Consider the following 15,277-nt stretch of genomic DNA (forward strand, 5'->3'; position numbering starts at 1 on the left):
TCATCGGCGGCACGGGGAGCGTGGGAATGATCATCAAGCCGGACGCAAAATCTGTAGGAGCCGGCTTGCTGGCGAACGCGGTGGGTCAGCTGCCATTGCAGGCACAGACAGATGGCTTTCGCGGGCAAGCGCGCTCCTACAGCTTGCGGTGCCATTCATGATCGTTCCAATGCTCCGCATGGGCATGCATCCCCTGACGCTCTGCGTCAGAACCACAACGCGGAGCGTTGCAAGCGGCGTTACCACGCAGAGCGTGGGAACGATCACCGGCGGCACGGAGAGCGTGGGAATGATCAACGTCATCAAGCCGGACGCAAAACCTGTAGGAGCCGGCTTGCTGGCGAACGCGGTGGGTCAGCTGCCAATGAGCACACAGACAGATGGCTTTCGCGGGCAAGCGCGCTCCTACAGCTTGCGGTGCAGCTCATGATCGTTCCAACGCTCCGCGTGGGAACGATCATCGGCGTCACCCGCAACCGATTCACTCACTCAGGAGCCCACGATGTCTGAAGTTTCGTTGAACGGGCGGTGTCTCGTCGCCGGCAGTGCTCAGGGCGCGTTGCTGTATGCCGACGTGGGCCTGAGCTTCTGGGGCGGGGTCGAGCCGTTCACCGGCGAAGTTATCGACCGTCACCATCCACTCAGCGGGCAATTCATCAGCGGCCGCGTGCTGGCCATCCCCAGCGGGCGCGGCTCCTGTACCGGCAGCAGCGTGTTGCTTGAGCTGATGCTCAACGGCCATGCGCCGGCTGCACTGGTGTTCGAGCGCGTCGAAGACATCTTGACCCTGGGCGTGCTGGTGGCCGAGCAAATGTTCGGCCACTCGATCCCGGTCATCAGCCTGGGCGAAGCAGGCTTCGCGGCGCTGCGTGGCGTCGCTTTCGTACGGGTCGAGGCCGATCGCGTGACCGGCTTCAACAGCCCTCCCCCAGCCCTTGAACGGCGGCCAGAAAACCGACCCGCCATCGACGCCGTCAGCAAGATCAGCCTGAGCGAAACCGATCAGGGCCTGCTCGACGGCGCCTATGGCAAAGCCGCGCAGGTGGCGATGGGCATCATCCTGCGCATGGCTGAACTGCAAGGCGCCACCGACTTGCTGGACATCACCCAGGCGCACATCGACGGTTGCATCTACACCGGGCCGGCCAGCCTGCGCTTCGCCCGTCAACTGGTGGAATGGGGCGCCAAGGTTCGCGTCCCCACCACCCTTAATTCGATCTCGGTGGACAAGCGCCGCTGGCGCGAACTCGGCATCGATCCGGCCCTCGGCGAGCCGGCCAGCCAATTGGGCGATGCCTACATGGACATGGGCGCGCGGGTCAGCTTCACTTGCGCGCCGTACCTGCTCGACAGCGCACCCGAGCTGGGCGAGCAAATCGTCTGGGCCGAATCCAACGCCGTGGTGTACGCCAACAGCGTGATCGGTGCGCGTACGTTGAAATACCCGGACTACCTCGACATCTGCATCGCCCTCACTGGCCGCGCGCCGAAAATCGGGTGCCACCTGACGCAACAACGGCTGGCGACCCTGCGCATCGACGTGCCTGAACTGGACGGCCTGGACGACAGCTTCTACCCGTTGCTCGGCTATCACGTAGGTCTGTTGTGCGGCGCCGCGATCCCGGTGATCTGCGGGCTGGAGCACAAGGGACCGACGCTGGATGACCTCAAGGCCTTCGGCGCGGCCTTCGCCACCACCTCTGCTGCGCCGATGTTTCACATGGCCGGCGTGACGCCCGAAGCGACCACCGCAGAGTTGGCCCTCGGCGGGCATGCGCCGGACAAAACCCTGCGCATCGGTGCGGCGGACCTGCTGCACAGCTGGCGCGAACTGAACAGCGCGCAAACGTCCGACGTCGATGTCATCACCCTCGGCAACCCGCATTTTTCCCTGAGCGAATGCGCGACGCTGGCGCACCTGTGCGGCGTTCAGCGTAAGCACAACGCGGTGGCGATCGTGGTGACCTGCGGCCGTGCCACGCTGGACCGCGCGCAACAGGCCGGCTATGTCGCCACGCTGGAACGCTTCGGCGTGCGGTTCGTCACCGACACCTGCTGGTGCATGCTGGGTGAGCCGGTCATCCCGCCCACGGCGCGCACGCTGATGACCAACTCCGGCAAGTACGCGCATTACGCCCCGGGACTGGTGGGCCGTCACGTGCATTTCGCCAGCCTGGCCGAGTGCGTGGAAAGCGCCTGCACGGGGCTGGCCAGCGGCCGTCTGCCGGAGTGGCTGCGCGGCGCCGCACACGCGGAGGATAGCGCGCATGTTTGACTACAACTTCCATTGGCGCGCGGCGTTCAAGGCCCTGCCCGACATGCTCAATGGCGCATGGGTAACGTTCGAAACCGCAGCACTGTCGATGATCCTCGGCGTGACCATCGCGCTGTTTCTGGTGTTCATGCGTCAAGGCAAAAACCGTTTGTTCCGCGGGTTCGCCGCGACCTGGATTTCCATCGCGCGCAACACGCCGTCGCTGTTTCAGGTGTACATCCTGTATTTCGGCCTCGGCTCGTTCGGCTTGCACATCAGTTCGTGGGCGGCGTTGCTGGCAGGCATCACCATTAACAACGCGGGCTATCTGGCGGAGAATTTTCGCGGCGGCCTGAAGGCGGTGCCCGACACGCAATTGCGCGCTGCCCGCTCGCTGGGCATGAGCGCGCCGCAGGCCTACCGGTTGATCGTCATTCCACAGCTGCTGCGCATCGTCTTCTATCCGCTGACCAACCAGATGGTCTGGGCCGTCTTGATGACGTCGATGGGGGTGATCGTCGGGCTGAACAATGACCTCACCGGTGTGACCCAGGACTACAACGTCAAAACCTTCCGCACCTTTGAATTCTTCGCCATTGCGGCGGTGCTGTATTACCTGATCGCCAAGCTGATCGTGGCCGTCGCACGGCTGCTGTCCTGGCGCTTATTCCGGTACTGAGGAGATGGGCATGTTCGACAGCACGTTCACCTGGAGCGACCTGCAATTCATGCTGCAGGGCGCCTGGGTCACGATTTTGCTCACTGTGGTGTCGATGCTCATCGGCACGGTCGCCGGGGTGGTCTGCGGCATGGCGCGGGCTTTGTTACCGCGCAGCACGATTCCGCTGGCCTGGGTGCTGGACGTGTTTCGCAGCGTGCCGTTGCTGATTCAGTTTGTGTTGTTCAACGCACTGAAAAGCATCGCCGGTTTGAACTGGAGTGCGTTTACCGTGGCTTGCGTGGTGCTCGGTCTGTACGTCACCGCTTACTGCACGGAGATCGTGCGCAGCGGCGTGCTGTCGGTGCCGCTCAGCCTGCGCCGCGCCAGCCGCTCGCTGGGCCTGACGTACTGGCAGGACTTGCGCCAGATCGTCATGCCGATGGCCACTCGTGTCGCTTTTCCCGGCTGGATCAATCTGCTGCTCGGGGTGATGAAGGACACCGCGCTGGTGATGTGGATCGGCATTGTCGAGCTGCTGCGTGCCTCGCAGACCATCGTCACGCGCATTCAGGAACCGCTGCTGGTGCTGTGCATCGCCGGGCTGATTTATTACGTCATGAGTCTGGTGGTCGCGCGTCTGGGCGCCCGGCTGGAAACGAGGTGGCAGGAAAATGATTGAGATCGACAACGTTCACAAGTCATTCGGCGAGCTCGAAGTCATCAAAGGCGTGAGCCTGCAGGTGAACAAGGGCGAAGTGGTTTCCATCATCGGTGGATCGGGCTCGGGTAAGTCGACGCTGCTGATGTGCATTAACGGGCTGGAATCGATCAAAAGCGGCAGCATTCGCGTTGATGGCACGGAGGTGCACGCCAGGGGCACGGACATCAACAAGCTGCGGCAGAAGATCGGTATCGTTTTTCAGCAGTGGAACGCGTTCCCCCATTTGACGGTGCTGGAAAACGTGATGCTGGCGCCGCGCACCGTGCTGGGCAAAAGCAAGGCCGAAGCCGAAGCGCTGGCGGTCAGGCAGCTGACCCACGTGGGGCTGGGCGACAAGCTCAAGGTGTTTCCCGGCAAGCTCTCGGGCGGGCAGCAACAGCGCATGGCCATCGCCCGGGCGCTGGCGATGTCGCCGGATTACATGCTGTTTGACGAAGCGACGTCCGCCCTTGATCCGCAATTGGTGGGCGAGGTGCTCGACACCATGCGCATGCTGGCCGAAGACGGCATGACGATGATTCTGGTGACCCACGAAATCCGTTTCGCCCGCGACGTGTCGGACCGCGTGGCGTTTTTCCGCAACGGCCTGGTGCACGAGATCGGCACGCCGGATCAGGTGATCGGCAATCCGCAGCGGCCGGAAACGGCGGATTTTTTGCGGTCGATCAATTGATCGATTATGCGGTGAGGTCAACCGATGTCGGGATGTTTGACACAACACGCCTGTAGGAAGCCATCAATGTTGTGGAGTACGGCACAACACGTCTGTAGGAGGCCATCAATGTCGCGGTGTTTGACACAACACACCCGTAGGAGCCGGCTTGCTGGCGAACCGGTCCGTTCAGCCACCACGGCGGTGAATGACACCACGCGTTCGCCAGCAAGCCGGCTCCTACGGATCGAGTCGAACCGGCCTGATTGGTTGAGCTCACCGGTTCAATCGAATCCAATGGATCCAACGGCTCAATCGAACTCAACTGATCCAGCAGCAGGCCAGTCAATGTTGGGACGTTTGACACAACACACCCGTAGGAGCCGGCTTGCTGGCGAACCGGTCCGTCCAGCCACCACGGCGGTGAATGACACCGCGCGTTCGCCAGCAAGCCGGCGCCTGCAGGTTGATCTTCTTCGTCAGTTCAACCCGTGTCCGACAGGAGGGCTTTAAAGTATGCGCTCATCGAAAGTGATTCATGTGGTCAGTTGTCACGCCGAAGGCGAAGTGGGCGATGTGATTGTCGGTGGGGTTACGCCGCCGCCCGGGGAGACGATTTGGGAGCAATCACGCTGGATCGAGCAGGACAACGTGCTGCGCAATTTCATGCTGAACGAGCCGCGCGGCGGCGTGTTTCGTCACGTCAATCTGCTGGTGCCGCCCAAGCACCCGAAGGCGCAGATGGGCTGGATCATCATGGAGCCGGCGGACGTGCCGCCCATGTCCGGTTCCAATTCCCTGTGCGTGGCGACGGTGCTGCTGGACAGCGGCATTCTGCCGATGACCGAGCCGGAAACCCGCCTGATTCTGGAAGCGCCCGGCGGCCTGATCGAGGCGATAGCCCAATGCCGCGACGGCAAGGTGCAAAGCGTTGAGGTGCACAACCACCCCTCCTTTGCCGATCAACTGGACGTGTGGATCGAGGTGCCAGGGCTGGGTTCGATTCAGGTCGACACCGCCTATGGCGGGGACAGCTTTGCCATCGTCGATTCGGTGAAGCTGGGGTTCGCCCTGACCGCTGATGAGGCGAAGGATCTGGTAGACACCGGCCTGAAAATCACCAAAGCCGCCAATGAGCAGTTGGGTTTCAGCCATCCGCTGAACAAGGACTGGAACCACATTTCGTTTTGCCAGATCGCAGCGCCGGTTAACTATGACGGCGGCGTGGCGAATGCGGCCAATGCGGTGGTGATCCGCCCCGGCAAGATCGACCGCTCTCCCTGCGGCACCGGGTGTTCGGCTCGGCTCGCGGTGCTGCATGCCAAAGGCCAGCTGAACGTCGGCGACCGGTTTATCGGGCGATCAATCATAGGCTCCGAGTTCCACTGCAAGATCCAGAGCGAAACCGAGGTCGCCGGACGCAAGGCGATCATCCCTAGCCTGTCGGGCCGCGCATGGATTACCGGGACACACCAACACATGCTCGACCCCAGCGACCCATGGCCGGAAGGGTACAAGCTGAGTGATACCTGGCCGGTGGGGTTGAAGCTGTGACGGCTACATCGATGTCGCGAAGACATACAAAACCACTGTAGGAGCGCGCTTGCCCGCGAATGCATCGTGTCGGTCAGCCTGTGCATCACAGACATACCGCGTTCGCGAGCAAGCTCACTCCTACAGGAACTGCGCGGCTACAGGCATGGGGAACATTGTGAAGTACCAGTGAAACGCCAAATCATCGGGCGTGGTTTGCCCAAAACAGAACGTATACGAAATACCTTTAGCCCAACAGGAGTCAATTATGAGCCAGTCCGTATCCTGGAGCGGGGTCTTCCCTGCCGTCACTACTCAATTCAACGATGATTTTTCGCTCAACCTGGAGGCAACCCACAAGGTCATTTCCAACCTGGTGCGCGACGGCGTTTCAGGGCTGGTGATTTGCGGCACGGTCGGTGAAAACACCTCGCTGAGCGTGGCCGAAAAAATCAGCCTCGTGGAGGCGGCCAAAGACGCGTCGGGTGGCCGAGTGCCGGTGATTTCGGGCATCGCCGAGTTCACCAGCGCCAACGCCTGCTCCGTGGCCAAGGACGTGCAGAAAGCCGGAGCCGACGGGATCATGCTGATGCCGGCACTGGTCTATTCAGCCAAGCCGTTCGAGACCGCCACGCACTTTCGCACCGTGGCCGCCGCCACCGACCTGCCGATGATGGTCTACAACAACCCGCCGATTTACAAAAACGACGTGACGCCGGACATCCTCATCTCCCTGGCGGACTGCGACACCATCGTCTGTTTCAAGGACTCGTCGGGCAACACCAACCGGTTCATCGATGTGCGCAATGAAGTCGGTGACCGTTTCGTGCTGTTCGCGGGGCTGGACGACGTGTTGGTGGAGAGCGTGGCGGTCGGCGCGGTGGGCTGGGTGTCAGGGATGTCCAACGCGTTTCCGAAAGAGGGCGAGACGCTGTTCCGTCTGGCCAAGGCCGGCCGCTTCGCCGAGGCGATGGCGCTGTATGAGTGGTTCATGCCGCTGCTGCACCTGGACGCGCGTCCGGACCTGGTGCAGTGCATCAAGCTGTGCGAAGCGATCATGGAACGCGGCAGCGCCCTCACCCGCCCACCTCGCCTCCCGCTGCCCGACAGTGATCGGGATTATGTAGAAAAGTTGATGAAGACGGCGTTGGCGAACAAGCCGGTGTTGCCGGAGGTGGGTTTGTAATGCACGCGGTTTCCGGGTGAGCGAGTCTGCGTGTTCCGATGCAGATCGAGGGTGCCCGAACCGGCCTCTTCCCGGCTGAAGCCGGTCCCACTGTCCGGGCATTCAGTGGGATCTGCTAACCGATTCCATTGATCGACACGAACGCAGTGAGACCGGCTAACCGATTCCACTGGATCGACGCACACTCAGTGGGACCGGCTTTAGCCGGGAAGGCGGTTTCACGGGTTCAGCCTGCATCACGCCTTACACATTCACTACATTCACAAACCGAGACGCGGCGGTTTCGTCGATGCGCAGGCGGTTGAAGTCGAACAGGTTGCGGTCGGCCAGTTGCGAGGGATGCACGTTCTGCAGGCTGCGGAAGATCATGTCGGAGCGGCCCGGGGTTTGGCGGTCCCATTCCTGAAGCATGTCCTTGACCACCTGACGCTGAAGGTTCTCCTGCGAACCGCACAGGTTGCACGGGATGATCGGGAACTGCTTGAGGTCCGAATACGCCTGAATGTCTTTTTCGGCGCAGTACGCCAGCGGCCGAATCACCACGTTGCGGCCATCGTCGGCGCGCAGCTTGGGGGGCATGGCCTTGAGGCTGCCCTGGAAAAACATGTTCAGGAAGAAGGTCTCGACGATGTCGTCACGGTGGTGACCCAGGGCCATTTTGGTCGCGCCGATCTCATCGGCAAAGGTATACAGCGTGCCGCGACGCAGGCGAGAGCACAGTGAGCACGTGGTCTTGCCTTCGGGAATCAACTCCTTGACCACCGAGTACGTGTCTTTCTCGACAATGTGGTACTCAACGCCCAACTGTTCCAGATAAGCCGGCAGCACGTGCTCGGGGAAACCCGGCTGTTTCTGGTCCATGTTCACCGCGACAATGTCGAACTTGATCGGCGCCACCTTCTGCATGTGCAGCAGCACATCAAGCAGGGTGTAGCTGTCCTTGCCGCCGGACAGGCAGACCATCACCTTGTCGCCCTCTTCAATCATGGTGTAATCGGCCACCGCTTCGCCCGCGAGCCGGCGCAGGCGCTTCTGCAGTTTGTTCTGGTTGACTGAAAGGGTGCCCATGGCGCTGTTTTCCGCTTGCTGTGAGGTGAAGAGACGATAAGAAAGGGTCGGCATTTTACGCATAAACCCCGAATCGGGTAATGGCTGTTGGTCCAGCCGGCGTGCCCTTGATATGCCTTCTGCCAAGCCCTGTTGATCGCCAATCGCGATTAGCAGCCGGTTTAAACGGCGCAATCACTCTAAGCAACAGGGTTTGCCCCGTGCCGTGGTTTCTATACTGCTTTAAAGGGCCATCATCCTTCGCGCGAGATGACCTCTTACCGACGGCAGTTGATCGGGCAGACGCTCCACACGGAGCGGCGCCACATCACGGGAGTTTCGACCATGATTCATCACGTTCTGGGCCTCTTCACCCACCCCGACCAGGAATGGCAAGAGATACGTGGCGAGGGTGAGGAAAGCATCGGCCACCTGTATCTCACCCACACGTTGATCCTGGCGGCTATCCCGGCAGTGTCTGCGTACATTGGCACCACGCAGGTCGGCTGGGTCATCGGCGACCGGGCTCCGGTAGTGGTCACCGCAGAAAGCGCCGGGTGGATGGCGTTGATGTCGTACATCGCCATGCTGGTCGGGGTCGGCGTCATGGGTGGGTTCGTGCACTGGATGGCGCGCACCTATGATGCGTTTCCCAGCCTGGCGCGCTGCGTTGCCTTTGCGACCTACACGGCAACGCCGCTGTTCATCGGTGGGCTGGCCGCGCTGTATCCGCACATGTGGCTGGGGATGATGGTCGGGCTTGCGGCGGTTTCCTACACCATGTACCTGCTGTACGTGGGCCTGCCCGTTTACATGGGCGTGCATCCGGAAGAAGGCTTTATGTTTTCAAGCTCGGTGCTGGCGGTGGGACTGGTCGTGCTGATGGCGATCCTGGCCTTTACCGTGGTCTTGTGGGGTGTGGGGATGGGGCCTGAATACGTGAATTAGCGGGTGGCTCGCGGGTGGCGACTTTCGGCACACCATTCGGCGCGCGGGTTTTCGGAAATGCCAGGCCTTGCGGCATACTTGCGGTCTCTGGAGACCGATGAAGCATGCTCGAAACACTCAATACCCGCGTCGAATCCTGCTATCAACAAGCCGAAGACTTTTTCAAACGCCCTTTCAAACGCCCGGTCGTGAGCGTCAAGTTGCGCGGCCAAAAAGCCGGCGTGGCGCACCTGCACGAAAACATGCTGCGCTTCAATCCGCAGCTGTTCCTGGAGAACAGCGAGGATTTCCTGCGTCAGACCGTCCCGCATGAAGTCGCGCACCTGGTCGCGCATCAACTGTTCGGCGACACCATCCAGCCCCATGGCGAGGAATGGCAGCTGATCATGCGCGGCGTTTACGAGCTGCCGCCGAACCGCTGCCATACCTATGAAATCCAGCGCCGCAGCGTGACGCGTTACATCTACCGCTGCCCATGCCCGGACAGCGATTTCCCCTTCACTCCCCAACGCCACAAACTCGTGCGCAAAGGCCGGCGCTATCTGTGCAAACGCTGCCGCGGACTGCTGGTGTTCAGCGGCGAAACGCGGGTGGAGTGACGGCAAGTCCCCGGTTCAGCGAAGGTCTACTTGCAGGAATGCGCTTGCCTGCGAAGGCGGTGTGTCTGTGCCGTGGATTTGGGCTGGGACACCGGGTTAGCCAGCAAGCCGGCTCCTACAGGTTTTGCGGCTGAAGCAGAACCGGTGTAGGAGCGCGCTTGCCCGCCAAGGCGGTGTGTCTGTGACATGGATCTGGGCTGAGACACCGCGTTCGCCAGCAAGCCGGCTCCTACAGGTTTGGCGTCTGGCTTGGGAAATGTCGGCGGACGCAGATTTGGGGTTCACCCGGAAATGTCGGCTGGCGCAGATCCGGTGTAGGAGCGCGCTTGCCCGCGAAGGCAGCGTGTCTGTGCCGTGGATTTGGGCTGGGACACCGCATTCGCCAGCAAGCCGGCTCCTACAGGTTTGGCGTCTGGCTTGGGAAATGTCGGCTGACGCAAATTTGGGATTCACCCGGAAATGTCGGCTGACACCGAACCGGTGTAGGAGCGCGCTTGCCCGCGAAGGCGGCGTGTCTGTGCCGTGGGTTTGGGCTGAGATACCGGGTTCGCCAGCAAGCCGGCTCCTACAGGTTTGGCGTCTGGCTTGGGAAATGTCGGCGGACGCAAATTTGGGATTCACCCGGAAATTTCGGCTGACACAGAACCGGTGTAGGAGCGCGCTTGCCCGCGAAGGCGGCGTGTCTGTGCCGTGGATTTCGGGTGAGACCGCGTTCGCCAGCAAGCCGGCTCCTACAGGTTTGGCGTCTGGCTTGGGAAATGTCGGCGGACGCAAATTTGGGATTCACCCGGAAATGTCGGCTGACACCGAACCGGTGTAGGAGCGCGCTTGCCCGCGAACGCGGTGGGTCTGTGCTGGGGATTTGGGCTGGTAGACCGCGTTCGCGGGCAAGCGCGCTCCTACAATTGATCTCCATGTGACGAATCTGGGCGCTGCGACATTCGTTAGGCCGTTTCCTGTAAAAACCCATAAAAAAAGCCTGTCCGAAGACAGGCTTTTTCAGCAACCGTTACCGCCTTTGCGTATTACGAACGCACAACCGGGGTCGGTGCAGTTTCAGCAACGCCCAGGTCGTCGGTTGGCGCGGTGTTGTCGATGGCGCGGCCACCGGATGCCAGCTCGGCCTGCATCTGTGGAACGTCCAGCTCGCCGACCCACTTGGCGACAACCAGGGTTGCCACGGCGTTACCGCACAGGTTGGTCAGGGCACGGGCTTCGGACATGAAGCGGTCGATGCCCAGGATCAGCGCCAGACCGGCCACCGGCAGATGGCCCACGGCAGACAGTGTGGCGGCCAGCACGATGAAACCGGAACCGGTGACGCCAGCAGCACCCTTGGACGACAGCAACAGCACCAGCAACAGGGTGATCTGATGGGTGATGTCCATGTGGGTGTTGGTCGCCTGGGCGATGAACACGGCGGCCATGGTCAGGTAGATCGAGGTACCGTCCAGGTTGAACGAGTAACCGGTCGGAATCACCAGGCCAACAACGGATTTCTTGGCGCCCAGACGCTCCATCTTGATCAGCATGCGTGGCAGCGCCGACTCAGAGGACGAGGTACCCAAAACGATCAACAGCTCTTCACGGATGTACTTGATCAGCTTGAGAATGCTGAAGCCGTGAGCTTTCGCGATGGAGCCCAGCACCACCAGCACGAACAGCAGGCAGGTGATGTAGAAGCACAGCATCAGCTGACCCAACTGCACCAGCGAACTGACGCCATAGGCGCCGATGGTGAATGCCATGGCACCCAGTGCACCGATCGGGGCGAGCTTCATGATCATGTTGATGATGTTGAACATGACGTGAGCGAAGCGATCGATGAAGTCCAGGATCGGCTTGCCGTAAGCACCCAGGCGATGCAGGGCGAAACCGAAGATCACCGAGAACATCAGCACTTGCAGGATGTCGCCGTTGGCGAACGCGCCGACGATGGTGTTCGGAATGACGTTGAGGATGAAGCCGACGATGCTCTGATCCTTACCGGCGGTCACGTAGGCAGCGACTTTGGAGGCATCGAGGGTGGAAACGTCGATGTTCATGCCGGCGCCCGGCTGCACGACGTTGACTACGATCAAGCCGATGATCAGCGAGATGGTCGAGACGATTTCGAAGTAAAGCAGCGCGTAGCCGCCGGTCTTGCCCACGGATTTCATGCTCTGCATGCCAGCGATGCCGCTGACGACGGTGCAGAAGATGATCGGTGCAATGACCATTTTGATCAGTTTGATGAACCCGTCGCCCAGAGGCTTGAGCGTGACGGCAGTTTCGGGGTACCAGTGACCGAGGGCGATACCGACGATGATCGCGACGATCACCTGGGCATACAGGGATTTATAGATGGGCTGACGAGTCGTCATTGCAGTTTCCTCAAGAGCATCGGTCTGCAGCATTCCGGTTGCAGAGACGCCTAAAGTGCGAACCCTCCTGCTCGGAGGGATTTGTTTTTGTCGAGCTGCGCGCGGCAGACCTCTGCACAGTGCATCGCAAGCACCGTGCCAGTATCGAGTAAACCGCTGAAAGGCCCGGATCCTGTGAACCGGGCGGTCAACAGGGCCCTATACGGGCAGAGTGAGGGTGGCGGTTTTCCGCCGTTTGACGTGAATTCGCTCGCCACACTGGCGGGTATCCGCCTTGACCAGGGACGCGCAGCGAGTGGAACCGGCGCTAGATCGTGAATTGAATACGGAACGCCGCGCCGCCCAGCTCCGAATCGCCCAAGGTCAATTGCGCGCCGTAGCTTTCGATAATGTCCTTGACCACCGCCAGGCCGATGCCTTGCCCCGGGTTCTGCGTGTCGAGCCGTTCGCCCCGCTCGAGGATGCGCGCGCGCTGACTTTCCGGGACGCCGGGGCCGTCGTCTTCAATGCACAACTCGTCGCCCATCATCGACGGCCGCCAGCTCACGCGCACTTCGCTCAGGCAGAGGCGGTAGGCGTTTTCCAGCAAGTTGCCCAGCATTTCCAGCAACGCGCCCTCTTCCATCTGCACCTGGCAGTTGTCCGGCAGATCGAGCACCACGTTCACGCGCTTGTCGCGGTAGACCTTCTCCAGGGTGTTGCACAGGCTTTGCACCACCGGTTTGAGCGCCACGTGGTAGCGCACCAACCCGCTTTTGCGCAGGCTGGCGCGTTGCAATTGGTAGCTGATTTGCTGACTCATGCGTTCGATCTGCGACTGCAGAATCCGCGCCTGCTCCAGGTCCTCCGGGCGTTTGGCGATCTTCTCGCTGACGCCCTGCAACACCGCCAGCGGAGTTTTCAGGCTATGGGCCAGGTCGCCCAGCGAGTCGCGATAACGAATGCGCTGCTCGCGCTCGCTGCGTAACAGCCGGTTGAGCGAGTCGGTCAGGCGCAGCAGTTCGCTGGGGTGTTCCTCACTGAGGCTCTCCCGGGAGCCGGCCTCGACCTGATCGAGCTCCTGACTCATGCCCCGCAACGCACGCAGGCCCCAGGTCAAACCTCCCCATAGCAAAATCAGCAACACCAGCAACGCGCCGCCGAAACCCAGATAGAGTTTCTGGCGCAGGCCGGAGATGGTTTCCTGGTATTCGCGCACCGGTTGCAGGGCGACGATGCTGAACGCGGCGTTACGTCCGCCAAGCAATTTGATTTCGACGTCGTAGACGAAAAACTCGTCGCCATTGGGCTGGCGGATTTTGGCGAATTCGTTGCCGCGCCCGTCGTAGCGCGGCTGGTAGTCGATGGCTTCGTCTTCGGTCGCCCGAGAGCGCCACACCAGTTTGCCGGCACGGTTGTAGATATAGCCGAGCAGGCGACTGTCGGGCAGGCTGAACTGCTCGCCGGGCAACAATGCGGGCATGAGCAGGTGGTCGTTTTCAACGCGAGCGGCGGAAATCAGTGTGGTGACGTCCGAAGCCAGGCGTTTTTCGATGGAGCTTTCCAGTGCCAGGCTGAAGGCTTTTTGCAGCGCCGGCAGCATCAGCAGCATGAAGATGACCGCCAGGGTCGCGGCGCCCAGCATCAATCGCAGGCGCAGCGAACCAATCATTTACAGCGCTCGGTGAACAGGTAGCCCAGACCACGCACGGTGTCGATCGGCTTGAAGCCGGACGGTGCTTCGAGCTTGCGACGCAGGCGCCCGACCAGCACTTCGATGACATTCGGGTCGCGTTCGTCGTCATCGGGGTACAGCTGCTCCATCAGGCGCTCTTTGGGCACCACTTGCTGGTGATGGCGCATGAGGTATTCGAGAATCCGGTATTCGTAGGCGGTCAGCGCCAGCGGTTGCTCATCCAGCGAGGCTTGCTTGCGGTTGAGGTCCAGGGTCAGCGGGCCAGCGACGATGGTCGAGTGCGTAAAGCCGCTGGAACGTCGCAGCAGGGCATTGAGGCGCGCTTCGAGCTCTTCGAACTGGAACGGCTTGACCACGTAGTCATCGGCGCCGGCCGCGAGGCCTTCAACTTTGTCCTGCCAGTTGCCGCGCGCGGTCAGGATCAGGATAGGGAACGCCTTGTTCTGCACGCGCAGCTGGCGGATCAAGTCCAGACCGCCCACGCCGGGCAGGCCCAGGTCGATGACCGCCAGATCGTGGTTGAACTGGCCCGCCTGATACAGCGCTTCCTCGGCGTTGCCCACCGCCTCGACCACATGACCGCTTTCGGTCAGGCGGGTCTGCAGGTGATGACGCAGCAGGGCTTCATCTTCGACGACCAGCAATTTCATGACGCTCTCCCAGGCAAAGGCATACCTCTCGTTTCGCGAATCTGTATGTCTCACGAATCGTTTGTTCACGAGTCAAAGACGCTGCCGAGCGCGGTCATAGTGACGAGCCAGGCAGCGATTGTGCAATCCAGACGCTGCGAAAAACAGGCTGGCGGCTTAGAAAATGTGGTGGACGGGTAAATAGGTGTGCGGGCTTTCGCTCAAACTCAGCGAGGGTGACTGTTGAAGAGTGCGGGGCGATGCGTTGGCGTTGACGTTGACGTTGGCGCTCGACAGTCTGGTCGTACTCGTCTGGGGCATTGGCACAGTGTAGGCGCTAAGGCTGACCGGTTGCAGTCGGACGCCGTTGACGTGGGCTGTAAAGCTTGCGTAACCCGCAACGTAGGCATTGTCCGCAGGCTGCTGGCTGAACGCCTGGCTCCAGCTGCCGACCTGGGCACTGGTCGCAAGGCTGCGACGAAGGCCGTTGATGCGGTCGGAGCGTTCGGTGTTCTTGCCGTAATCGGTGCGGGAAACGTCTGCGTTGCCATCAGCTGCTTGCGCCGCCGCGCTGCTGCCAAGAAACGCCAGCGCCAGAAAGAGCTTGTTGAACGTCAGCATGAGCAGGTCCTCCGGCGCCACGCGCCTTGTCAGGTACGGGTGAAGCATACCCAGCGAGCGCTGAACCCCTCCTGAACCGCATTCAACCCGGGCTGAAGAAGCGTTGCGGCTGTAGGGGCGCGCTTGCCTGAGATTGGGGGGGGTCTGTGGGATTGATGTCGCCTGACACGCCGCGTTCGCCAGCAAGCCGGCTCCTACGGGTTTTGTGTACGGCTTTGATATGGCATCCGCCGGAAACCGGTGTCTTGCCTTGATAGGTCGGCCGCCGCACACCGGTGTAGGAGCGCGCTTGCCCGCGATTACGGTGGGTCTGTGGCATTGATGTCGGCTGACACACCGCGTTCGCGGGCAAGCGCGCTCCTACAATTTGATCTTCGCATGCCGATAA

The 15,277-nt window shown here is 61.3% G+C and carries 13 protein-coding genes; 8 read left to right on the forward strand and 5 right to left on the reverse strand.

The genetic code is table 11. The annotated features are described in order from the left end of the window. The first annotated feature begins 502 nt into the window (after positions 1 to 502). The 6 genes from lhpI (at position 503) to QRN48_RS18770 (ending at position 7,007) form a co-directional block, all read left to right on the forward strand. Entirely contained in the window at positions 503 to 2,275 is a 1,773-nt protein-coding gene (lhpI, locus tag QRN48_RS18745; protein WP_285352294.1) for a cis-3-hydroxy-L-proline dehydratase, read from the forward strand. Further along, a complete protein-coding gene (locus QRN48_RS18750) occupies positions 2,268 to 2,933 on the forward strand; it encodes an amino acid ABC transporter permease (protein ID WP_065992814.1) in 666 nt (221 codons plus the stop codon). Before lhpI ends, QRN48_RS18750 begins: the two co-directional genes overlap by 8 nt. 10 nt (positions 2,934 to 2,943) lie before the next feature. Beyond that, the gene (locus QRN48_RS18755) at positions 2,944 to 3,594 is read left to right on the forward strand and encodes an amino acid ABC transporter permease (protein ID WP_285352297.1); all 651 of its coding nucleotides are present in this window, start codon (positions 2,944 to 2,946) and stop codon (positions 3,592 to 3,594) included. Beyond that, positions 3,587 to 4,309 carry an amino acid ABC transporter ATP-binding protein gene (locus QRN48_RS18760; RefSeq protein WP_037012088.1) on the forward strand — a complete coding sequence of 241 codons (723 nt, stop codon included), beginning with the start codon at positions 3,587 to 3,589 and terminating at the stop codon, positions 4,307 to 4,309. The genes QRN48_RS18755 and QRN48_RS18760 overlap by 8 nt, the downstream gene beginning before the upstream one ends. A 495-nt stretch (positions 4,310 to 4,804) precedes the next feature. Next, the gene (locus QRN48_RS18765) at positions 4,805 to 5,842 is read left to right on the forward strand and encodes a trans-3-hydroxy-L-proline dehydratase (RefSeq protein ID WP_285352300.1); all 1,038 of its coding nucleotides are present in this window, start codon (positions 4,805 to 4,807) and stop codon (positions 5,840 to 5,842) included. A gap of 247 nt (positions 5,843 to 6,089) precedes the next feature. Further along, the gene (locus tag QRN48_RS18770) at positions 6,090 to 7,007 is read left to right on the forward strand and encodes a dihydrodipicolinate synthase family protein (RefSeq protein WP_191945564.1); all 918 of its coding nucleotides are present in this window, start codon (positions 6,090 to 6,092) and stop codon (positions 7,005 to 7,007) included. A 243-nt stretch (positions 7,008 to 7,250) separates the two neighbouring features. Here QRN48_RS18770 and ttcA read toward each other — a convergent pair whose 3' ends face one another. Continuing rightward, a complete protein-coding gene (ttcA, locus tag QRN48_RS18775; RefSeq protein WP_285352303.1) occupies positions 7,251 to 8,129 on the reverse strand; it encodes a tRNA 2-thiocytidine(32) synthetase TtcA in 879 nt (292 codons plus the stop codon). Between the two features lie 270 nt (positions 8,130 to 8,399). On the opposite strand from ttcA, the gene QRN48_RS18780 reads away from it, so the two are divergent. Next, complete coding sequence (locus QRN48_RS18780) at positions 8,400 to 9,002, forward strand: Yip1 family protein (RefSeq protein WP_037012096.1); 603 nt, start codon at positions 8,400 to 8,402, stop codon at positions 9,000 to 9,002. Positions 9,003 to 9,106: 104 nt separating this feature from the next. Further along, on the forward strand, positions 9,107 to 9,601 hold the full coding sequence (locus tag QRN48_RS18785) for a SprT family zinc-dependent metalloprotease (RefSeq protein WP_037012098.1): 495 nt from the start codon (positions 9,107 to 9,109) through the stop codon (positions 9,599 to 9,601). 1,025 nt (positions 9,602 to 10,626) lie between these two features. On the opposite strand, the gene QRN48_RS18790 is transcribed toward QRN48_RS18785, so the two are convergent. The 4 genes from QRN48_RS18790 to QRN48_RS18805 all read right to left on the reverse strand — a co-directional run bounded on the left by QRN48_RS18790 (position 10,627) and on the right by QRN48_RS18805 (position 14,889). Next, on the reverse strand, positions 10,627 to 11,964 hold the full coding sequence (locus QRN48_RS18790; protein ID WP_191945561.1) for a dicarboxylate/amino acid:cation symporter: 1,338 nt from the start codon (positions 11,962 to 11,964) through the stop codon (positions 10,627 to 10,629). A 307-nt stretch (positions 11,965 to 12,271) separates the two neighbouring features. Next, complete coding sequence (locus QRN48_RS18795; protein WP_037012099.1) at positions 12,272 to 13,615, reverse strand: ATP-binding protein; 1,344 nt, start codon at positions 13,613 to 13,615, stop codon at positions 12,272 to 12,274. Further along, positions 13,612 to 14,289, reverse strand: a complete 678-nt coding sequence (locus QRN48_RS18800) for a response regulator transcription factor (protein ID WP_037012102.1) — start codon at positions 14,287 to 14,289, stop codon at positions 13,612 to 13,614. The genes QRN48_RS18795 and QRN48_RS18800 overlap by 4 nt, the downstream gene beginning before the upstream one ends. A 156-nt stretch (positions 14,290 to 14,445) precedes the next feature. Next, on the reverse strand, positions 14,446 to 14,889 hold the full coding sequence (locus QRN48_RS18805) for a hypothetical protein (protein WP_285352309.1): 444 nt from the start codon (positions 14,887 to 14,889) through the stop codon (positions 14,446 to 14,448). Positions 14,890 to 15,277: the final 388 nt, after the last annotated feature.

This window comes from Pseudomonas sp. ME-P-057 (assembly GCF_030208975.1).
In the GTDB taxonomy this organism is placed as follows: Bacteria; Pseudomonadota; Gammaproteobacteria; order Pseudomonadales; family Pseudomonadaceae; genus Aquipseudomonas; species Aquipseudomonas lutea.